The sequence below is a fragment of the Balneolales bacterium ANBcel1 genome, from assembly GCA_029688905.1.
Taxonomy (GTDB): Bacteria; Bacteroidota; Rhodothermia; order Balneolales; family Natronogracilivirgulaceae; genus SLLW01.
This window is the reverse complement of sequence record JARULB010000002.1, coordinates 220,148-240,121: the sequence shown is the minus strand read 5'-3', so window position 1 is coordinate 240,121 and position 19,974 is coordinate 220,148. Positions and strand designations below refer to the sequence as shown.

The following is a 19,974-nucleotide window of genomic DNA, read 5'->3' as shown; positions in this document are numbered from 1 at the left end:
CGTATTATTCCGCGGCAGTATTATCCATATATGAGTCGATTGTGCCTCCCGATTGACATTCAGGGAATTTCCTGATGAATTTCCTGCCAGAAACGAACGAGCGATTTTATTACTCCCTTGGCGATGAAGATACTGAACACCAGAATCAGTCCGTACTCCTGAAGAGTTACAACAGCGACGAAATAGAAGAGAAACAGATATACTTTCCTGCGATTCTGGCGGAGGTATTCTTTCTTGAATCTGGGGATTTTGTCAAATGGAACGGTACTGACCATCAGCAGGGAAAGCAGCAGGATGACGGGAATCATCATACTGTTAAACCCATATTTGAAATGATCAAACAGTTCGGGGCTCTGATGAAAGATTAAAAACAGCGCCACCAGCATCATAGCCAAAGATGGTATCGGCAAGCCCTTGAAGTAATCCGGATCCTCAACACGGGCATCCACATTGAACCGTGCCAGCCGGACGGCACCGCACAGAGCCGGGAATGCCGAAATGATAATCCCCATGATCATCAGTTCATTCAGCGAGTAGCTGTACATCAGAAAGGCAGGAGCAACACCAAAAGAGACAATATCGCTGAGGGAATCCAGCTCAATGCCGAACTCCGAAGTGCCCTGGGTCACTCGGGCCATGAACCCGTCCATCATGTCAAATACGGCGGCCAGAACAATAAGCCAGGCACCGAATTCCAGTTTCCCTTCATAAATCTGCACCATGGCAACAAAGCCGCAAAACAGATTCATCAGTGTAAAAAAGCTGGGCACGACCGATCGCGGAATCGGGCGGTTGAACTTCCTTTTCAGATGGGAGTTGCGCAACTGACGGCGCAATTGCCTTTTGTCGGGGTTTATCATTCCTCAGTAACTCATCGCAGTTCGCTAAAGCCGGGCTATGACAGTCTCACCGGCCGTTACCTTGTCGCCTTTCTGAATTTGAATGGCCATGTCTTCGGGAACCAATATATCCATTCGTGAGCCAAACTTCATGATGCCGAATCGGTCGCCGGCCTTCACCTCATCCCCTTCCCGTGTGTAGAACACGATTCGGCGAGCGATGAATCCGGTTATCTGCCGGTAGAAAAACCGGGTGCCGGATGCATGTTTTATACCGAATTCGGCCCGCTCGTTAAGTTCGGACGCTTTGGGATGCCAGGCAACCAGGTATTTTCCGGGGTGATAGGAAACGTGCTCCACTGTCCCTGACACGGGATAGCGGTTGACATGCACATCCGCAAGGGATAGAAAGATGGTTATTTGTACCGCAGTACCCTGCAAATAGGTCTCCTCCCGAACCGGTTCAATGCTGATCACCTTGCCGTCGGCCGGTGCCAGCAACAGGTCGCCTTCGGGAATGCTGCGCTCGGGGTCGCGGAAAAAAAAGAGCGTAAAACCGCTCATGGAAACAGCGACAAGGTAGAGCAGGTAGGAAACGGTATTATTGAGAATCCATCCAATTAAAACGGCTACCAGGGCCAGAAACAGTACGGCTACAATAACAGGGACACCATCCTTGGCGATTCTCATGGTTTAATTGACTACGTGTCGAAGGATATCGTTGAAAGTGACAAAAATCATCAGTCCGATAAGGAGAATGAAACCGATTTGCTGAAGAGCCATTTTAACCTTCATGGAAGGTTCCCGCCGGGTAACCGCTTCGTAGATCAGGAACATGAGGTGGCCGCCGTCCAGCATGGGGATCGGGAGAATGTTCATTAAAGCAAGTGTAATGCTCAGGAAGGCGGTGAAATTCCAGAAGCCGAGTGCTCCTCCCCGCTCGGTAACTTCGGCCGTTACAGAGGCAATGGCTACGGGTCCGCCGAGGTTTTCCCTGACAGAGATCGTGCCGGTGAGCAGTTGCCGAAAACCGTTGATGATCCCGAAAAGGGTGTCGTGGGCCTGGTTAACCCCCTCTCTGATGGAGCCGAAAAAGCCGAAGCTGACGGTCTCGAATCCGAAATACTCCTGCGGATCGACGATGGTGATCCCGATTATTCTGCGGTCGGGGTCGGGACGGATATCTATCTCCCGGCGTTCCCCGTCACGTTCGATGGTAAACTGCATCTGGTCGCCACCGGATTGTATCATGTTTACCATCTGGACCCAGTAACCTACCTCTTCCCCATCGATGGCGACGATCTTGTCTCCTTCCATGAGGCCGGCCTCTTCGGCGGGAGTGCCGTCAGCAACGGCTCCCACTTTGCTGGGAAGGGCGTTTTGCAGTTCCAGGAACTCCGGGTTACGGGCAAGATAATCCAGAAAATCGGATGGAGGGTGGATGGTTACCCGCTCGCCGTCGCGCTCCACAGTAAAACTCAGCGGCATGCTGGTGAGGTCACTCATGGAAAAAAATTGTCCGCGACGAACATAGTCGATTTCCTTCTCATTTACAGCTACCAGCCGGTCGCCGGTCTCAAACCCCACTTCGGCGGCGGTGGAACTTTCGGGAATGTACATCCCGTGGATATTTTCGGCAGGGATCTGATTGACTCCGTAGGAAAATGTGATGACTGTGAAAATGACATAGGCCAGAATCATGTTAAAAATGACCCCCGCTGATATTACGATCATTCTCTGCCAGACAGGTTTGCTGCGGTATTCATACGGTTTCGGCTCGGAGGCGGCAAAGCTGTCGTCCATACTTTCATCCACCATGCCGGAAATTTTCACGTATCCGCCCAGCGGAAGAGCAGAAATACAATAATCGGTATGGCCTTTCCGGATGCCGAACAAACGCGGGGGAAAGCCGATGGAAAAGCGTTCCACTCTCATGCCAAACAGCTTGGCTGCAAGGAAATGGCCCAGCTCATGGACCAGTACAAGGATAAAAATGGCCGCAATAAAAATCACGACGGTCTGCAATATGCTGAAGATTACTTCCATAAAAATGAGTGAGTTGGTCAGATGGACCGTGCAAATTTCCGGGCTTCACGATCGACTTCAAGGAGCACCGGCAATGATAACGAATCTGAACTTGTAATATGAGACAAACTGCTGGCCACAATTTCAGAGATGTGAATATATGAAATTTCTTCCTTCAGAAATCGTTCGACAGCAACCTCGTTGGAGGCATTCAGTACGGCTGGAGCGTATCCCCCCTGCCTGAGAGCCTCAAGTGCGAGATCATAGCAGGGGAATTTGTTATGGTCAACCGGCTCAAAGGTCAATTCCTGTGGTTCCGCCCAGTCAATCTGTTCGGATTCGAGCGGCCAGCGGTCAGGGTGCGACAACGCATACTGGATGGGAAGGCGCATATCTGGCAACCCCATCTGCGACTTGATCGAACCGTCACGAAACACAACCATCGAATGAATGATACTCTGGGGATGCACAACCGCTTCAATTTTTGATAGCGGAAGATTAAAAAGCCAATGGGCTTCAATAACTTCAAGCCCCTTATTCATCATGGTTGCGGAATCGATGGTTATTTTCGATCCCATATCCCAGTTGGGATGCATTAGTGCGTCCCTGACGTTGGCGTTTGCCACTTTTTCAGCGGACCAGGTGCGAAAGGGTCCGCCGCTGGCTGTAATAATCAGTTTGTGGATACTGTCGGCAGACTCACCGGCGAGGCACTGTAAAATGGCGCTGTGTTCTGAGTCTATGGGGATGAGCCTGTCAAACGATCCGTCCAAAAATGGGGACAGTAGCTCGCCGCCAACCACAAGCGACTCCTTGTTGGCCAGCGCCACTTTTTTTCCGTGTTCCAGCGCAGTAAGTGTTGGAGCAAACCCCGAGAAACCCACCAGGCTGTTGACGATGGTATCCACGGCTTCTTCCCGAATGAGTGCCTCAAGTGCATCATTTCCGGTTAAAATCACCGTGTTCCGGTGATTTATGGCTGCATCCAGGTTTTTGGCACAGCTTTCATCAGATATCACCGCATAGGCAGGCTGAAACTCGTTGATTTGTGCCGCAAGCTCCTTCCAGTTTGAGTTCGCCGTCACTCCGAACAGCGAAAATCTCTCGGGATGGGACCGGACAATATCCAGAGTCTGTCTGCCGATGGATCCGGTGGATCCCAGTATAAGTAACTGCTGCGTTTTCACTGAATCGGGGTGAATGGGTCTGTTCTGAGTATTGGGCAACACTGATTGAAAGTCGTGTCAGTGAGCGGAATAAAATAGCATAAAATCAGGAGTCCCCCAATGCAATTACGGCCAGCATGCGACCGCTGTCGTTTCCGTCTCTTCGGTATGAGTGCAATGTTTCGGCTTCCTGCAAAGTGCAGCGACCGTCGACCTGGATCCGGTCGTCTGGTATACCGGTGTCCATTAGCTCCTGGCGGAGAAACCCCTTGAGATCGACGTGGGGCTTCACTCCCGTGTAATCCACAAACCGTTGCGGGAATTTTTCAGCCACTTCTTCGCCGACCTCGAAATTGGCGACGGAGATACACGGACTGATATAGGCCTGCATGACATCCGGCTCGGCGCCCGCCCGGATCATGGTCGCTACCCCCTTCTCCACGATATTTCCGGCGGCACCACGCCATCCTGCATGGACGGCGGCAACAATTCTGTAGACCGGATCCGCTATCAGCACCGCGGCGCAGTCTGCAACCAGTACCCCTATTGCCAGGTTAACCCTGTTGGTTACCAGCGCATCCGTATTGTCGATGATTTCCGGTTTGTCGGTGAATGCGACATGCGTGCCATGCACTTGCCGGGCCATGCTCAAACGCAGGGAAGGCCATTCCAGATGTTCGGCAAGCAGAGTTCTGTTGGCTTCCAGCGCCTGAACCTCTTCCGAACGCGTTTCAAGGTTGGCAAGTGTTGATATGCGGGCGCCTGTCGTCTCTTCGGCTTTCGACAGTAATGCCGCGTGTACCCCACCCCGTTTTTTTGTCCAGATAAGCGACATAATCCTGCAGGATTTGCTGTGGTTATGTTTTTTTTAGATGCTCAAGTACCAGGCTGCGCGCCAGTTCTGTGGGCATCGGCTTGTCGAACCACAGCTCGAATGCCCTGGCCGCCTGAAACACGAACATACCCAGGCCATCTATCGTTTCGGCACCATTCTGTTTTGCAAGGGCAAGGAAGCGGGTTTCCAGCGGGTTGTAGATGATGTCATAGCAGATTTTCCCCTTTAGCAAGGAACCCATCTCCGGAGGGAACGGTGTCGCATTTGTGTCGGGATGCATGCCGACCGGAGTGGTATTGACAATCAGCCGCGATTCGGCCACAGCATCGCCAAGCTCCGAATAAGAAACCGGAATGATGGGTGAACCTTGTCCTGCCTCCTTCGAGTGCCCTCTCCCAATCCGGCCCGGTTTGTGTTTACGGCTGGCCAGATATACGGTGTTCACGCCGTAGCTTGCAAGCGCATATTGGACTGCAAGGGACGCGCCTCCGGAGCCCAGTACCGTTGCCGTGTCAATGACCGGATACGTTTCAAGCGGCTTGATGAACCCGTAGGCATCCGTGTTATAGCCACGAAGAGTACGCTTGTCTGCCGATTTCTTTTTCAAGTCGGTCTTCTCGGTGCCTGGATCACCATGAGCGCTCAGGGGTTTCTTAGGGCTATTTTGATGTTTTGCCGCCATACCCATGTCCGGAACTACAGTGTTGACCGCGCCGATCGCTTCTGCCGATTCGTCACAGTCATCCAGATAGTCCATGACAACCCGTTTCAGGGGCAATGTAACGTTGATTCCCTTGCATTGCTCATGACTTAACAACTCGCCCAGGCGCGGCCACTGTGACTCCGGGCAATCGATGGCGTAATACACTGCCGGAATATCATGTTCCCGAAGCGCTGCATTGTGTATGACCGGGGAGAGGCTGTGCGACACCGGGTGACCGATGACAGCGGCAAACGGTGTTTCTGAAATACCGGATTCCAGGAATTCGGATAGAGTCATGTGCGTGAAGGCGGATGAAATCCAAAAAAAAAAGGGGCTCGTCAGCCCCTTCTTTTGGAAATTGGATGTCAACGATCAGGCCGTTACTTCTTCCTTCTTCTCAGCAGCGGCTTCTTTTTCTTCTTCATCCTTGAAACTTCCGCTTTCAGCAAGCTCCTTGAACTTTTCCAGATCAGTAGACAGGGTGTCAGGAAGCTGCTCCATGAAAGCCGACATATCCTCGGATGGTTCTCCGAAAAATGTCCGATAATCCAGACTAAAATCAACCCTGGTACGAGTGCCGTTGTCCAGGGGGGTAAAACGGATCGTTCCGGTTTGATTGAGATTCCCATTGATGGTGATCCAGGCAAAACGGGTGTTTCTCAGATCATCAATGATGTTGGTGGTCCAACGAAACTCCTCTCCACCAATTTCAGTTGCGTATTCAAAAGTTTGCGAATTGATTTTATTCACTTCCGAAATAGACGAAAGGAATTTGGGAAAATCGGTCGGACAGCTCATCAATTCATAAACTTTTGCGAGGGGCAGGTCAACTTCAATTCTTTGATGCGCCATAATGTACTTTTATACTTCGTAACGTTGAATGGTTCGTGTGATTTGTAGCTGGTATCACCATGAATGTGCCAGCAGTGGCTGCATGATGTGCACAATAGACCAAATTTAAGCATTTTTCTTGTTTACATCAATCCAAAAAAAATATAAAATCGGCAGATAGGCGCTTTTGCTCAATGGAAAAGCGATACCGATGATCCGCGATATGGCAACCGCTGCAACGGTTTCCATGGATATCAGGGCCCGAAGCGGGTATCGGCTTTCAGCAGGTGGCTTCTGATGTCACTGAAGATTTCATCCGGATTTCGGGATGCGTCAATGGTGGCGACCCGTTTGTTTTTGGATGCGATGTGGTCAAACCCTTTGGCGACTCTGCTGAAAAACGCATTGCCGGACCGTTCCATCCGGTCCTCTTCACCGGACTTCAACCGGCGCTTCAATGCGATATCCTCATCGATTTTCAGGTAGAAGGTGATGTCCGGCTGAAGTCCGGCGGTGGCTATCCGGTTTATGTTTTCAATATCCTCGACGGGCAGTGCTTCTCTTCCGAATCCCTGATAGGCAGTGGTGGAGTCGTAGAACCGGTCCAGGATCACTATCGTCCCCTCCTGCAGCAGCGGCCGAACCTGCCGGGCCACCAACTGGGCCCTTGCCGCAGAAAACAGCAGTGTTTCCGCCAGCGGATGGATATCCTCCTTGCTGTTCAGCAGTATCTCCCTGATCTGTTCCGACAGACCGGTTCCGCCCGGCTCTCTGAATACCCGGACCTCTCGGCCTCTGCTTTTGTAGAAAGCCTCAATCTTCTGTATCTGGGTCGTCTTACCGCATCCGTCTATACCTTCCAGCGATATCAGCACATCATCTCCTTTTTTCCTAAATCTGCCACGTTTTTTGCAACGGGCGCCTGGGCAGCGCAATTGCGAGTGCAATATAGATAACAAAACTGAATCCATAACTGAAAAATGCGATCACAAACAATGCGCGGATCACGGTCGGATCGATGTTAAGTCTCTCGGCGATTTCTCCGCAAACACCAAACAGCATTTTTTCTTTGCGGGAGCGAAACCAGCGCTTGGTGTTCCGAAACGCGTAGGGATCAAAATCGGCCGATGTACATGGTCTGCCGGCAGTGGTTTCTTCGGCATCCCCGGTGGTAGAGGTGTTCCAGCGATCCCCTCCGGGCTGATTGTTCGGAGTCGGGTCCATGCGACGGCTCCGCTTTTTGCTTCGAATCCGGCCGAGCAATCCAAGTCCGATAATTAAAATGATAATGGTACCTCCGGTCGGGATGAACCGTAAGAGACTGGTAAAATCGGGACCAAAGGAGAAAAAGAACTGCTGGATTAGGAACAGGATACCCAGTATCAGGAATATGGTTCCTGCGATTTTGGCAATGCGTGCACCTTTATCCGGTTTCTGCCGTTCACTCTTTTCGAACTCATAGGCCGTTCGTAACTCTTCATACTCTTCATCACTGAGTTCGTGGTCGTACAGATTGTTCCTCAGATTATTATGGGTCTTCTTCTGCTCCTTCATATGGGTTCACCTTGTTGAGTGGTTCACAGTTACCGGACCATACGAGAAGTTGTTTTTAAAAGTTTCTGTAACCATGGCAGTCGATCAACCTCGTGTCAGTGGCTATCGCATCCACCGGAACATCATGCGGTTCCGCCGGAACGGTTTCCACGAGAAAAACTTCCGGCAGTAGCAGTATGGATGATGCCGTAAGCTCCTGCTGAGAGAGGAAACGGTCATAGTACCCTTTTCCGAATCCGATCCGGTTACCGGCACGATCGGCGGCAAGGCCCGGCACCAGCACCAGGTCGATATCGCGTACAGAGGCTGCCGGACAATCGGCAGGTTCGGGGATACCGCGGGAGTTTATTTCAAGCCGGTTCAGATCCTGGACAATATAATGCCCCATCCTCCCTTCTTCTCCCTCCATCCTCGGCATCACCAGGGTCTTTCCCTCCGACAAAATCCCTTCGAGCAGCTTCCGTGTTGAAACCTCCCCTTTTTCGACGACTCCAAAAAAACAGTGAACAGCCGAGGCTTCCCTGAACCAGGTCGTGTTGAAAACCTGACGGGAAATGGCGTCGCCGAGTCGGTGCAACTCGCCCGGCGGCAGACTCTTGCGGCGTCCGACGGCATCATCGCGAATGATCTGCCGGTCTGTTTTCATGCCGGAAACCCTAAAGCTCCAAATATAGATGACGGTTAAAAAGCCCGGCCTGTTCCTGATTCAATCGGGTCAGCAGCTGCTCCCAAATATCCGGGCCGTATTTATTCATGAAATAGATGAAGGATATCTCTCGCTCCTGCAGCCGGTCATTCGGGAAAAGTCCGAGTTTAACTTTCTTCAGCCGGTTGATTCGGACTTCCTCTTTCTGCCTGACGGCCTGGACCTTCTTTTTTCTGAGTTTGTCGATGGCCTTTGTGTACTCTCTGGTAATCGCCTGTGCGTGTTTGCGCAGACCGGGATCGGCAATTTCAGTTTCTTCGACCATTTTCTCAGAAAGCAGCTCAACCTCCTCCTTCCAGTGGTCAAACCGGGTATCCAGATCAGGTTCGCCATATTTCCTCAGATAGTGCTGCTCGAGCTCCTCGAACCGGCCGGAGTATTCCGGAATAGTGTAGGGCAGATCTGAAAGGAATCGGCTTATTTGCGGCTCAACGATTGTGGCGGAAAGCCGGGCGATCAGAAACGGCATTTTCCGGTCAAAGACATCGTACAGCGGCTTCATCTGTGCATAGTATGCGATTTCAGCGGGACCGCCCACATAAGCGGCGTTGGGCAGCAATTGGTCCTGGAGGATCGGCCGTAAAAATACATTCGGAGAAAAACGCTCCGGATGAGTCTCGAGCTCATTCAGCAACTCTTGCGTTCCGAGCTCTATCCCCGGCTCACGTGACCATCTTCCGTTATCATGGACAAGCCTTACCCGGCCATGGTCATCGTCATGCCAGAACAGCAGGCTGTCGGAGATATGCGCCTGCCGGTGGTAGTGGCTCTCCAGCTCAGCAGACTGATGCTCAAGAGCCGATACGATATCGTCGGCTCGTTCTATGGCAATGCGTATGGCATCGCGCGTGATCCGTTTCGCTTCGCGTTCATTACTGCCGGCGAGGATCAGTCCGTGACGCGAGAAAAGCCGCATCAACAGTTCGCCGAATGCCTGTTTCAGGGAACGGCCCGGCACATAGCATTCATCCAGAAGAGAAAACAGTTCGTCCCGAAAATCTGTTGGCGGCAGATATTCCATGACCTCGTTCCTGAATTTTGCAAACGAGGATTCCTCAACGGTGATATTTCCAGCAGCATGCCGGGCACAGGCTTTGCAGGGCAGGGATGCGCGCTTGACTTCCCCCTGAACCGGTAGCGAAACCGAAGCGATCTCTTCGAAGTCGTGATCTTCATCCGCTAACCAGAAAACCGGAACGACATGCTTTGCGGTGTCCCTGCTCAGTGATTTGGCAAGATGAATGACGGTCAGGGTTTTGAATACGGTGTACAGCGGACCGCCATAGAGGCTTACCTGCTGACCGGTAGTGATGGTAACGGTATTCTCATCGCTGAGGGCTTCGATATTTTCCAAAGCGCAGGTATCGAGGGAAAAGCCGCGATTGAAGCGTCGTGCCTGTTCCGCGGAAACGCGGCGGTCACCGGAGAACGAATAGTCATTTATGCGCCGAACCAGCGATTCATAACTGTGCCGGTCGGCAAGAAACGGATCAAGGACCTCATGTCCATCAGCAAAATCACGAAACAGCGGGGAAAACGGAAGCTTGCGAAAGCTTTCTTTGGTGATATCCACGGGATTCAGTCTTTGAGGCGGTTTATTTCGTCTCTGAGTTTTGCCGCCTTTTCATAATCTTCTTCGGCAATGGCCGTGGTCAGTTTCTTTTCCAGCACCTTGATGCGTCCCTCCTTGCTGACTGTGGAAGGGGGTTCTTCTTCCGGTGTTGGAGGCTCTTTGCTTTCCTGAAAAGGTTCTTCGGCCTCCTCGAAACCCTCGGTTTGAGGATCCGATTCGATCCCGGCTTCCTCGATGATCTGATCAGAGACATAAATCGGGGCATTGAACCGGATAGCAAGGGCGATCGCATCACTGGGACGGGAGTCTTGCGCCACCTCGTTCCCGTTGGAATCGTAGATGATCTGTGCGTAAAACGTACCCTCCTTGAGGTCGTTGATAAATATTTCCTTGACCTGGGTGTCGAAGCTCTGGATGATATTGCGCATCAGGTCATGCGTCATCGGCCTGGGCGGCTTGATGTTTTCAAGTTCCAGGGCGATGGCCTGTGCCTCGAATGTACCGATGATTATCGGTAGCCTTCTCTTTCCATCCGCTTCATTAAGAATAAGCGCATATGCGCCACCGCTGCTGGGACTTGTGGAAAGCCCCAATATGTCCATCTGAATCCTGTTCAAAACCGCAAGACGATTTAAAAATGAATACGTTCAGTGATTTCGCGCTGCCGGAGCACCACTGTAACGCATATAACAAAAAATGTTCTTATATCTCTTCTAAATGTAACCAAATTTTCCGCACTCTTAAACACCAAAGACGACACGGCCATTCATTTATAACGGTTACAGGCAGATGCCTGTTCTTTCGGAAAAACATGGAGCTGGATATGCTCTTGTGATTGACATTAGCCCATATCGGAAGTAATTTTAGTGCCGAATCCCGGCCTTATCCCAATTTTGTAATGCTTGAAGAATACATACCTGTTTTATTGCTGATTGCACTGGCCATCGTACTGGCCGTTGCATTTATCGTTCTGTCCAGCCTGCTCGGACCGAACAGGCCCGCCCAAAACAAACTGGGCGCATACGAAAGCGGAATGGATCCCATCGGACATGCAAGAGACCGGTACTCCGTGAGTTTCTACATCATTGCCATGGAGTTTATCGTGTTTGACCTTGAAGTGGTGTTTATTTATCCATGGGCGGTTCGGTTTCAGGAATTTGGTCCCGGAACACTGTGGGCCATGATGCTATTTATATTCATTTTATTCCTTGGACTGATATACACCTTTAAAAAGGGCTCCTTTAACTGGGATACGGAACATTCCGCTGTAAAAAACCAAGTTTAAATCAACCGAATATGAGTTTAGATCGAGTGATGGGTGAAGGCTTCTTCACCACAACTATCGATGCGCTGACCAAATGGGGCCGTTCCAACGCTGTGTGGCCCATGCCCATGGGTCTGGCCTGCTGCGCGATAGAGATGATGGCCTTTGCCGGCCCTAAATATGATGCCGCTCGTTTTGGATCGGAAGTTTTTCGCTTTTCACCCCGCCAAAGTGACGTAATGATCGTCGCCGGCTGGTGTACCTACAAGATGTCGCATGCCATTCGAAGAGTCTGGGACCAGATGCCCGACCCCAAGTGGTGTATCGCCATGGGCGCGTGTGCTTCCACCGGTGGGATGCACCGGTGCTACGGTGTGGTTCAGGGAGTGGATAATTTCCTGCCGGTTGATGCCTATATTTCCGGATGTCCTCCGCGGCCCGAGTCGGTCATCAACGCCATCATGAAGATTCAGGATAAAATCAAGGAAGAACAGTCCCTCAAGCTCGACAGTTAACCCGTTTTCCCATGGATGCAACTATCAAAGAAGCCATACTACAAAAAGTCCGGGACAGGCTGGGCAATGATCTGCACCTGGTCTACGAGGAGTATGCCTACCCGCTTCTTCGAATAAACCAGGAAGTCCTGCACGACACCTGCCGTTTTTTCAAGGAAGAACTCCATTTCAGCTATCTGAATGATGTATTTGCGACCGACCGCTTTACCTCGGAAGACCGCTTTGAAGTCATCTACCATCTGATATCGCTCCGCGAACAACAACGCTTTTTCCTGAAAGTGTATGTTGACGAAGAAAATCCCGTGTTGCCGACCGTGACCGATCTCTGGAATAGCGCCAACTGGAACGAACGGGAAGTGTACGACATGTTCGGCATCAGGTTCGATGGCCACCCGGACCTTAGAAGAATTTTCCTGCCGGAGGACTTCAAGTATTTCCCGCTTCGCAAGGAATTCCCGCTGCTCGGTGTTCCGGGCTCAATTGAACTCCCAAGCTCTACTCCTGACCACGACTGACACCGCTTTACCCTATGGATCCAATTACTTCAAAAAAGAGGCCGACGTTTTTTCCGGAACACCAGGAAGCCATCTATAAAAGCCTCGAAGACAAACACGCGACGGTTGAAGTGGATCAATCCGATCCCCTCTCTACGCGAATGACCCTCAATATGGGTCCGCAGCACCCCGCCACACACGGGGTTCTCAGGGTTTTGATGGAACTGGACGGAGAGGCCATCACAAAGTGCCGCCTGGATACCGGGTATCTCCATCGCGGCATCGAAAAGATGGCAGAAAACAAAACCTACCAGGAATTCATGCCCTACACCGATCGCATGGATTACCTCTCCCCCTACAGCAACAATGTGGCGTTATGCCTGGCAGTAGAACGAATCGCGAATATCGAAAGCCCTGAGAAGGCAAATTATATTCGCATGATATGCAATGAATTGGCTCGCATCTCCTCACACCTTTTGTGGCTGGGAACCATGGTTATGGATGCGGGTGCGGTCTCTTTTTTCATCTGGACGTTCCGGGAGCGAGAAAAAATTTATGACATATTTGATGAAGTAGCCGGCCACCGGTTTACCGTATCGCATTCGCGCATCGGAGGGGTCAATAACGATTTGACTCCCGTTGCCGTTGAAAAGATCAAAAAATTCGTTCGTGAGTTCCCCGATGAATTGAAAGGCTGGCACAAACTGCTGGACCGCAACCGCATCTTCGTGGATCGGAATGCGGACGTCGGCGCTATCGGCCATGAAGAAGCCATTGCTGCCGGTTTAACCGGGCCCGCATTAAGGGCAACGGGAATTGCATATGACATCCGCAAATTCGATCCGTACCTGCATTACGATCAGATCGATTTTGAAGTACCCACACGCACCGAAGGAGATAACCTGGCCCGCTACTACTGCCGTATGGAAGAGATGTCGGAATCAATCCGCATCATTGAGCAGTGCTTTAAAAAAATGCCCACAAAGGGGCCGATCCGTGTCGATGACGCGAAAAAATCCTATCCGTCCAAAGACGAAGTGTATTACTCCATGGAAGGACTGATTCACGATTTCATGATGACCGACACCGGAGTGTGTCCGCCGGCCGGCGCAGAGGCGTATCACGCGATTGAGGCACCCAAGGGCGAACTGGGCTTTTACATTCAAAGCGACGGAACCGGACATCCCTGGCGGTTGAAAATCAATTCACCCTCATTCAGTAATCTACAGGGACTCGAAACCATACTCGACGGGGAAATGGTCGCCGACACGGTAGTTATTATCGGTGGCATGGATCCGGTTATGGGAGATTCAGACAAGTAATTATGGCAGATACTTATACATTCGATGATAAGGATCTTGGTGAGATCCGAAAATTAATCGCCAAATATCCGGAGAAGCAGGCAGCCGTACTGCCCGTTCTATGGTATGCCCAGGACAAGTTTGGCCATACCGATCCTGATGTTCAGGAGCTGGTGGCACGGACGCTGGACATCCCGGAAGCGCATATTCACGGGGTTGTGACCTTCTATACCCAATTCTACGAAAAACCCATGGGCAAGCACGTGCTGGATGTGTGTACCTGCCTGAGCTGCCAGGTTTGCGGCGGATATGACATGCTGCACTACCTTGAGGAAAAGCTGGGAATAAAAGCCGGTGAGACCACCGCCGACGGAAAGTTTTCCATCCAGTCGGTGGAGTGTCTCGGTGCCTGCGGGTATGCTCCCATGCTTCAGGTTACCAACGACAAGTACGTCAATCACCTGACCCGTGAAAAACTGGACAAACTGATCGAAGAGCTGAATAACGACCAGCAACCCCGGTTTGAATCCAACAAAATGCCTCAACACGTAAACGGATCCGATAAGTAAGATGGTCAACGACTGGAAATCATATCAACCTGTCCTCCTGCCCGCAATCAAAGACCTGCACGAAATATCCGTGTACGAAAAAAACGGGGGTTACAAGGCACTGAATACCGTACTGAAGGATTCCGATACATGGAGCCCCGGACGGGTTACCGATGAAGTCAAGGCGGCCAACATCCGCGGCAGAGGCGGAGCCGGTTTCAATGCGGGCCTGAAATGGTCTTTTATGCCGGAGCCTGACGGAAAACCGCGCTATCTTGCCTGCAACGGCGATGAATCGGAACCCGGTACGTTCAAAGACCGCAAGCTGTTCGAATTCAATCCCCATCTGTTTATTGAAGGTGCCATAATCGCCGCTTATGCGATGCACGTGGATGCCATTTATGTATACATCCGAGGTGAATATCGCCCGTTTGTGAAGATGCTTCAGCGGGCCATTGACCAGGCCTACGAAAAAGGATACCTGGGGAAAAATATCAAGGGCTCGGACTTCAGTGTGGAAATGTACACGCACATGGGGGCCGGGGCCTATATATGCGGAGAGGAATCGTCACTGATGGAATCGCTGGAAGGAAAGCGCGGCTACCCGAGGGTCAAACCGCCGTTCCCGGCTCAGCGTGGACTCTGGGGCCGTCCTACCACCATCAATAATATCGAAACGCTGGCCAATGTGCCGCTGGTCATTAATAACGGCGCCGAGTGGTACAAGAGCTTTGGTCCGGATTCGCACCCTGGACCTGTTTTATACGGTATATCCGGTCATGTAAATCGTCCCGGAGTTTACGAGTATCCCGCGGGTATGAGTGTTATGACGCTGATCAATGAAGTGGCCGGAGGTGTGCGCGGCGGCAAAAAACTCAAGGCGTTGATCCCGGGAGGTTCGTCAACCCCGCCGTTGCGTGCAGATATGCTTGAAGGGGTCACCATGGACTCCGACTCCCTTCGCGAAGTGGGTTCCATGATGGGAACCGCCGGAATGGTGGTTCTTGATGAGGATACCGATATGGTGGATGTGATCTGGCGGATTTCGCATTTCTACCACCATGAGTCATGCGGCCAGTGTACTCCCTGCCGCGAAGGCACCGGCTGGCTTGAGAAAACCCTGCTCAAAATTCGCGATGGCAACGGTGAAATGCGCGACCTCGACTTGCTGCTTGCCATTTGCAACCGCATGGAGGGGCGAACCATCTGTGCCCTTGCAGATGCCGCCGCATGGCCGGTCCGATATTCCATCGAGCGGTTCAGGGATGAATTCGAACAGAAGTGCAAGAAAACCGTTTATGCCATGGCCTGAAGCATCGGGCCTGAATGTCCTTTTTCCGGAAGACAGCGGCTGCCTCTGACACAATTCACGGATGCAGTCCTAAACCCAGACATCAGTTATGCCAGAAATTTTTATTGACAACATCCGATATGAGTATGAAAAGCCGGGCAAGGTGCTTCAGTTCATGCTCGATAACGGGATGGACCTTCCCTTCTTCTGTTATCACCCGTCCCTGTCGGTACCGGCCAACTGCAGGCAGTGTATTGTTAAAGCCGGTATGCCGATTTTCGACAAGGACAAGGGAACCTTTGAAACCGATGAAGATGGAAACCGGAAAATCCGCTTTTTCCCGAAGCTGATGACCGCCTGCAGTCTGGATATGGCCGACGGTATGGTCATACATTCGCACGTAACCGACGATCTGGTCAAACAGGCTCAGGCTGATAACCTGGAATTCATTCTGATCAACCACCCGCTGGACTGTCCTATTTGTGACCAGGCCGGTGAGTGCCCGCTTCAGATCCTGACTTACAAATACGGTCCCGAAGGCAGCCGGTTTGAACACAAGAAAGTGCACAAGCCCAAGGCAATCCAGCTGGGGCCCAGGGTTATTCTCGATGCGGAGCGCTGCATCAACTGCACCCGATGTGTGCGCTTTACCGACGAAATCAGTAAATCACGGCAACTGACCATCATCTCCCGCGGTGACAAAAACTATCCGATGACCGCCGATGGAGAGACGTTTGATGATCCCTACTCCCTGAACACCGTGGATATTTGCCCGGTCGGAGCGCTTACCTCTGCAGACTTCCGGTTCAAGGCCCGTGTATGGGAGATGAACCAGACACCGGGTATCGATATGACCAACGGCAAGGGATGCAATACCTATCTCTGGACCCGTGACAATCTGGTTCTCCGTATCACACCCCGTTTCAACGAAGCGGTCAACGATCACTGGATGCCAGACTATGCCCGTTTGGATTATAAGAAATACAACGAAAACAGGGTCTCCAGGCCGCACCTCAAGCTGGATGACCGAGATCAGGTAAAGACCTCCTGGAATAATGCCGAACTTACCTTCGGCGAAGAACTTGACAAGGTGAAGGGCTCCGACATTCTGGTAATCGGCAGTGCCCATGCCTCCGTGGAAGACAATTTCGCTTTCAGAAGCTTTTTCGAACAAAAAGGGGCCGAAAGTTTTGTTTTCCTCCCCCATGTTGAACCCGGTTTCGGCGACGATCTGTTGATTTCGGATGATCATGCGCCCAACTCCAACGGGGTACGGGCACTCGGTTTTCAGGAAGAAGACGAAAAAAGTCTGGCCAAACGAATTGAATCCACAAAACCCAAAATCATCGCCATTCTGGAGGATGACCTCCTCGGCCGCACCGGACTTCCCGGGCAACTTTTTGGGGAAAGTTACACCATCATCTGGGCGTCCAACCACTCCGAGACCACCCGCAGTGCCAATCTGGTGATTCCGGTCACCTGTGCCGCCGAGCACGCCGCCTCTTACGTTAATGTCGATGGCCGTATACAGCGAACGGTGCCTGCCAAGGAGACGCTCTACACCAACCGGCGACTCAACCTGGAAATGTCCATGGCCAGGCTCGACCATTACGGCACCAAATTCGACAACTGGGTATCCGACGACAACAGAGTCGACTGTATTCCCGCCTGGGAGTTTTTCTCGCGGATCCCGTCCAGCCAACAGGCAGAACGCTGGAAAACCTCCAGAGAAATCATGGAAGCCATATCCACCCGAATCCCTGTTTTCGAGGGCGTATCTTACGACCGCATGGACGATGAAAACGGGATACAACTCGAAATCAAAAAAATCACCGAAGCTAACACGGTCTAAATGGATCCTCTACTTTTTTCTACCCTGGTCATGCTGGCAGTAGTCCTGCTGTTTCTGATGCCTTCGGCGGCTGTAGCCGTTTATGCCGAACGCCGTGTATCGGCATTCATCCAAAACCGGTACGGCCCCAATCGTGTTGGTCCGCTGGGCTTGTTTCAGCCTTTTGCCGATGTGATCAAGCTTTTTCTGAAAGAGGATATCGTACCGACACAGGCCAACCGTTTTCTGTACACCCTGGCACCGATGATCCCGGTAAGCACAGCCATTATTACCGTTGCCGTCATACCATTCAGCGAACATGTGTACATCACGGATTTGAATGTCGGTGTACTGTTCCTACTTGCGGTGGCGTCGCTTTCCGTCTATGGGGTAACGTTGGCGGGATGGGCGTCCAACAGCAAATATTCGCTGCTGGGCGGCTTGCGAGCTGCGGCGCAGATGATCAGCTACGAGCTGCCCATGGGGGTGGCCCTGGCTTCGGTAATCCTGTTCGCCGGATCGCTGAGTGTTGTGGATATTGTCGCTTCGCAGGAAACATGGTGGAATATCTTCCTGAACCCGATCGGATTTGTCATTTTTACCGTAGCCGCGTTCGCCGAAGCCAACCGCGCTCCGTTTGACCTGGTGGAAGCGGAACAGGAATTGGTCGGCGGTTTTCACACCGAGTACAGTTCCATGAAGTTCGGTACGTTTTTCCTGGCGGAATATATGCATGTCGTGATCGCCAGCATGCTGATCACGACGTTCTTCTTCGGCGGCTACCACCTCCCCTTCGCCGGATACTGGCTGCCGGAAATGGGCGTTGTAGCAAAATCGATCCTTGATATTCATGTTTTTCTGATCAAGGTGGTGTTCTGGGCCTTTGTCTTTATCTGGGTACGATGGACGCTTCCCCGGTTTAAATTTAATCAGCTCATGCGTCTGGGCTGGACCAAGATGCTCCCGCTGGCGATTCTCAATTTTGCGGTCATAGCCATCATATTGTATTATATCGGGTGATTTTCCCGGTACTGTTCATGCAGATTCGGCTCCATCGTTAATCCTTCATGGCATTGTAAACGTAATATTGCCATTACCTGGATCCGGTGTTGCTCCGTGGTCCACCCGCACCTGTTACTCCAAACCAGATTGCTCAGATGTCCACCCGATCGGTTGCATTTCATACCCTCGGCTGTAAATTGAATTTTGCTGAAACTTCCACCCTGAAGCGGCAGTTTAGCGGCGGTGCGTTTGAAATAGCCTCGTTTCAAAGCAAAGCCGATGTTTATGTAGTCAACACCTGTTCGGTTACCAGTGATGCGAACCGCGATTGTCGCAAAGCCGTGCGGCAAGCCCGACGAAGAAACCCGGAGGCGTTCATTGTCGTCACCGGATGCTATGCCCAGCTGGAACCCGATGAGATAGCGGCTATCGATGGCGTGGACCTGGTCGTTGGCGCCAGAGACAAATTTGATATCATGGAACTGGCGGGCAACTTCGAGAAACCTGACGAAACCATTATCCATCGCACGGATGTCAACGAAGCCGCCGATTTCCATCACGCTTTCTCATCCAATGACCGAACCCGCGCTTTCCTGAAAGTTCAGGACGGATGCGACTACAAATGCAGTTTTTGCACCATACCTCTGGCAAGGGGCAAGAGTCGCAGCCCCTCGGTTGCCCAGGTGGTGCAACAGGCCCGAAGTGTTATAGCCGACGGCTATCGTGAGATTGTGCTCACAGGAGTGAATGTCGGTGATTTCGGCCGTTATGGTACGGAGTCTTTTCTGGATTTGCTCAAAGCCCTGGATCCCCTTCCCGGTCTGGAACGCATCCGTATCTCTTCCATTGAGCCGAACCTGCTTACCGACGACATCATCCTCTTTGCCGCAGATTCCCGTACGGTACAGCCCCATTTTCATATTCCGCTTCAAAGCGGATCCGATACCATGCTGGATCTGATGAAGCGGCGGTATCGCACCGGAAACTACCGCAGCCGTGTGGAAACCATACTCAGGCACATGCCCGACGCATGCATCGGTGTGGATGTGATTACCGGCCATCCGGGGGAAACCGATTCGTTGTTTGATGAGACCTTCCGGTTTATTGACGCTCTCGATGTCGGATATCTCCATGTTTTTACCTATTCGGAGCGGCCCAATACCCATGCTCTCGATCTTGACGGATCCGTTGCCAAAGAGGTCCGCAAGGCACGCACGCACAAACTGCGGCGGCTTTCTGATAAAAAACGATTTGATTTCGATCACCGCAACCTTGGCATGGTAAGGCCGGTGCTTTTTGAACAGGAGGTCTCCGAAGGCAGCATATTTGGGTGGTCCGACAACTACATCCGCGTAGCCGTTCCATATGACAACGCTCTGGTAAACCGCATTGTTTACTGCCGCCTGGATGGGCGTCCTCCTTCCGGCGCAGTCACGGCAGTCGTCACCTCTACCGACCGGGCCGCGGTCTGATCCAGCCAACCTCAACCCGTTTTA

At 51.8% G+C, this 19,974-nt stretch carries 21 protein-coding genes; 9 read left to right on the top strand and 12 right to left on the bottom strand.

Annotation, left to right across the window (positions count from 1 at the left end; genetic code table 11):
- Window positions 1–59 precede the first annotated feature (59 nt).
- The 12 genes from pssA to QA596_03175 form a co-directional block, all read right to left on the bottom strand.
- Entirely contained in the window at window positions 60–860 is an 801-nt protein-coding gene (gene pssA, locus QA596_03230; protein MDG5766467.1) for a CDP-diacylglycerol--serine O-phosphatidyltransferase, read from the bottom strand.
- A gap of 24 nt (window positions 861–884) precedes the next feature.
- Entirely contained in the window at window positions 885–1,529 is a 645-nt protein-coding gene (locus QA596_03225) for a phosphatidylserine decarboxylase family protein (GenBank protein MDG5766466.1), read from the bottom strand.
- Between the two features lie 3 nt (window positions 1,530–1,532).
- Window positions 1,533–2,885: an RIP metalloprotease RseP gene (gene rseP / locus QA596_03220; GenBank protein MDG5766465.1), complete on the bottom strand. Its 1,353-nt coding sequence runs from the start codon at window positions 2,883–2,885 to the stop codon at window positions 1,533–1,535.
- Between the two features lie 17 nt (window positions 2,886–2,902).
- Window positions 2,903–4,051: a 1-deoxy-D-xylulose-5-phosphate reductoisomerase gene (locus QA596_03215; GenBank protein ID MDG5766464.1), complete on the bottom strand. Its 1,149-nt coding sequence runs from the start codon at window positions 4,049–4,051 to the stop codon at window positions 2,903–2,905.
- An 85-nt stretch (window positions 4,052–4,136) separates the two neighbouring features.
- Complete coding sequence (gene pgeF, locus QA596_03210) at window positions 4,137–4,865, bottom strand: peptidoglycan editing factor PgeF (protein ID MDG5766463.1); 729 nt, start codon at window positions 4,863–4,865, stop codon at window positions 4,137–4,139.
- Between the two features lie 22 nt (window positions 4,866–4,887).
- Window positions 4,888–5,865 (bottom strand): shikimate dehydrogenase, encoded by a 978-nt coding sequence (locus tag QA596_03205; protein MDG5766462.1) that lies wholly within the window; start codon window positions 5,863–5,865, stop codon window positions 4,888–4,890.
- 75 nt (window positions 5,866–5,940) lie between these two features.
- Entirely contained in the window at window positions 5,941–6,420 is a 480-nt protein-coding gene (locus QA596_03200) for an SRPBCC family protein (GenBank protein MDG5766461.1), read from the bottom strand.
- A gap of 233 nt (window positions 6,421–6,653) precedes the next feature.
- Window positions 6,654–7,274, bottom strand: coding sequence for a dTMP kinase (tmk, locus tag QA596_03195; GenBank protein ID MDG5766460.1), 621 nt, complete (start codon window positions 7,272–7,274; stop codon window positions 6,654–6,656).
- Window positions 7,275–7,290: 16 nt separating this feature from the next.
- Window positions 7,291–7,953 carry a PspC domain-containing protein gene (locus QA596_03190; protein MDG5766459.1) on the bottom strand — a complete coding sequence of 221 codons (663 nt, stop codon included), beginning with the start codon at window positions 7,951–7,953 and terminating at the stop codon, window positions 7,291–7,293.
- Window positions 7,954–8,008: 55 nt separating this feature from the next.
- Entirely contained in the window at window positions 8,009–8,599 is a 591-nt protein-coding gene (locus tag QA596_03185) for a 5-formyltetrahydrofolate cyclo-ligase (protein ID MDG5766458.1), read from the bottom strand.
- A 10-nt stretch (window positions 8,600–8,609) separates the two neighbouring features.
- Window positions 8,610–10,232, bottom strand: coding sequence for a bacillithiol biosynthesis cysteine-adding enzyme BshC (bshC, locus tag QA596_03180; protein MDG5766457.1), 1,623 nt, complete (start codon window positions 10,230–10,232; stop codon window positions 8,610–8,612).
- 5 nt (window positions 10,233–10,237) lie between these two features.
- Window positions 10,238–10,834 (bottom strand): bifunctional nuclease family protein, encoded by a 597-nt coding sequence (locus tag QA596_03175; GenBank protein MDG5766456.1) that lies wholly within the window; start codon window positions 10,832–10,834, stop codon window positions 10,238–10,240.
- Between the two features lie 296 nt (window positions 10,835–11,130).
- On the opposite strand from QA596_03175, the gene QA596_03170 reads away from it, so the two are divergent.
- The 9 genes from QA596_03170 (at window position 11,131) to mtaB (ending at window position 19,950) form a co-directional block, all read left to right on the top strand.
- Window positions 11,131–11,517, top strand: a complete 387-nt coding sequence (locus tag QA596_03170) for an NADH-quinone oxidoreductase subunit A (protein MDG5766455.1) — start codon at window positions 11,131–11,133, stop codon at window positions 11,515–11,517.
- Window positions 11,518–11,528: 11 nt separating this feature from the next.
- Window positions 11,529–12,011: an NADH-quinone oxidoreductase subunit NuoB gene (gene nuoB / locus QA596_03165; protein ID MDG5766454.1), complete on the top strand. Its 483-nt coding sequence runs from the start codon at window positions 11,529–11,531 to the stop codon at window positions 12,009–12,011.
- 11 nt (window positions 12,012–12,022) lie between these two features.
- Window positions 12,023–12,526: an NADH-quinone oxidoreductase subunit C gene (locus QA596_03160; GenBank protein ID MDG5766453.1), complete on the top strand. Its 504-nt coding sequence runs from the start codon at window positions 12,023–12,025 to the stop codon at window positions 12,524–12,526.
- Window positions 12,527–12,540: 14 nt separating this feature from the next.
- The gene (gene nuoD, locus QA596_03155; protein MDG5766452.1) at window positions 12,541–13,827 is read left to right on the top strand and encodes an NADH dehydrogenase (quinone) subunit D; all 1,287 of its coding nucleotides are present in this window, start codon (window positions 12,541–12,543) and stop codon (window positions 13,825–13,827) included.
- A 2-nt stretch (window positions 13,828–13,829) separates the two neighbouring features.
- Window positions 13,830–14,375 (top strand): NAD(P)H-dependent oxidoreductase subunit E, encoded by a 546-nt coding sequence (locus QA596_03150; protein MDG5766451.1) that lies wholly within the window; start codon window positions 13,830–13,832, stop codon window positions 14,373–14,375.
- 1 nt (window position 14,376) lies between these two features.
- A complete protein-coding gene (nuoF, locus tag QA596_03145) occupies window positions 14,377–15,666 on the top strand; it encodes an NADH-quinone oxidoreductase subunit NuoF (GenBank protein ID MDG5766450.1) in 1,290 nt (429 codons plus the stop codon).
- Between the two features lie 88 nt (window positions 15,667–15,754).
- Complete coding sequence (locus QA596_03140) at window positions 15,755–17,497, top strand: 2Fe-2S iron-sulfur cluster-binding protein (GenBank protein ID MDG5766449.1); 1,743 nt, start codon at window positions 15,755–15,757, stop codon at window positions 17,495–17,497.
- The gene (gene nuoH, locus QA596_03135; protein MDG5766448.1) at window positions 17,498–18,496 is read left to right on the top strand and encodes an NADH-quinone oxidoreductase subunit NuoH; all 999 of its coding nucleotides are present in this window, start codon (window positions 17,498–17,500) and stop codon (window positions 18,494–18,496) included.
- A gap of 137 nt (window positions 18,497–18,633) precedes the next feature.
- Entirely contained in the window at window positions 18,634–19,950 is a 1,317-nt protein-coding gene (gene mtaB / locus QA596_03130; GenBank protein MDG5766447.1) for a tRNA (N(6)-L-threonylcarbamoyladenosine(37)-C(2))-methylthiotransferase MtaB, read from the top strand.
- The last annotated feature ends 24 nt before the right edge of the window (window positions 19,951–19,974 follow it).

What these genes read in the sequence shown, in the direction of transcription:
- QA596_03185 (MDG5766458.1), bottom strand. Translation starts at nt 8,599, where the DNA reads ATGAAAACAGACCGGCAGATCATTCGCGATGATGCCGTCGGACGCCGC.
- rseP (MDG5766465.1), bottom strand. Translation starts at nt 2,885, where the DNA reads ATGGAAGTAATCTTCAGCATATTGCAGACCGTCGTGATTTTTATTGCG.
- QA596_03225 (MDG5766466.1), bottom strand. Translation starts at nt 1,529, where the DNA reads ATGAGAATCGCCAAGGATGGTGTCCCTGTTATTGTAGCCGTACTGTTT.
- mtaB (MDG5766447.1), top strand. Translation starts at nt 18,634, where the DNA reads ATGTCCACCCGATCGGTTGCATTTCATACCCTCGGCTGTAAATTGAAT.
- QA596_03205 (MDG5766462.1), bottom strand. Translation starts at nt 5,865, where the DNA reads ATGACTCTATCCGAATTCCTGGAATCCGGTATTTCAGAAACACCGTTT.
- QA596_03200 (MDG5766461.1), bottom strand. Translation starts at nt 6,420, where the DNA reads ATGGCGCATCAAAGAATTGAAGTTGACCTGCCCCTCGCAAAAGTTTAT.
- QA596_03190 (MDG5766459.1), bottom strand. Translation starts at nt 7,953, where the DNA reads ATGAAGGAGCAGAAGAAGACCCATAATAATCTGAGGAACAATCTGTAC.
- nuoH (MDG5766448.1), top strand. Translation starts at nt 17,498, where the DNA reads ATGGATCCTCTACTTTTTTCTACCCTGGTCATGCTGGCAGTAGTCCTG.
- nuoB (MDG5766454.1), top strand. Translation starts at nt 11,529, where the DNA reads ATGAGTTTAGATCGAGTGATGGGTGAAGGCTTCTTCACCACAACTATC.
- nuoF (MDG5766450.1), top strand. Translation starts at nt 14,377, where the DNA reads ATGGTCAACGACTGGAAATCATATCAACCTGTCCTCCTGCCCGCAATC.
- QA596_03150 (MDG5766451.1), top strand. Translation starts at nt 13,830, where the DNA reads ATGGCAGATACTTATACATTCGATGATAAGGATCTTGGTGAGATCCGA.
- QA596_03170 (MDG5766455.1), top strand. Translation starts at nt 11,131, where the DNA reads ATGCTTGAAGAATACATACCTGTTTTATTGCTGATTGCACTGGCCATC.
- pgeF (MDG5766463.1), bottom strand. Translation starts at nt 4,865, where the DNA reads ATGTCGCTTATCTGGACAAAAAAACGGGGTGGGGTACACGCGGCATTA.
- QA596_03140 (MDG5766449.1), top strand. Translation starts at nt 15,755, where the DNA reads ATGCCAGAAATTTTTATTGACAACATCCGATATGAGTATGAAAAGCCG.
- pssA (MDG5766467.1), bottom strand. Translation starts at nt 860, where the DNA reads ATGATAAACCCCGACAAAAGGCAATTGCGCCGTCAGTTGCGCAACTCC.
- QA596_03175 (MDG5766456.1), bottom strand. Translation starts at nt 10,834, where the DNA reads ATGGACATATTGGGGCTTTCCACAAGTCCCAGCAGCGGTGGCGCATAT.
- nuoD (MDG5766452.1), top strand. Translation starts at nt 12,541, where the DNA reads ATGGATCCAATTACTTCAAAAAAGAGGCCGACGTTTTTTCCGGAACAC.
- QA596_03160 (MDG5766453.1), top strand. Translation starts at nt 12,023, where the DNA reads ATGGATGCAACTATCAAAGAAGCCATACTACAAAAAGTCCGGGACAGG.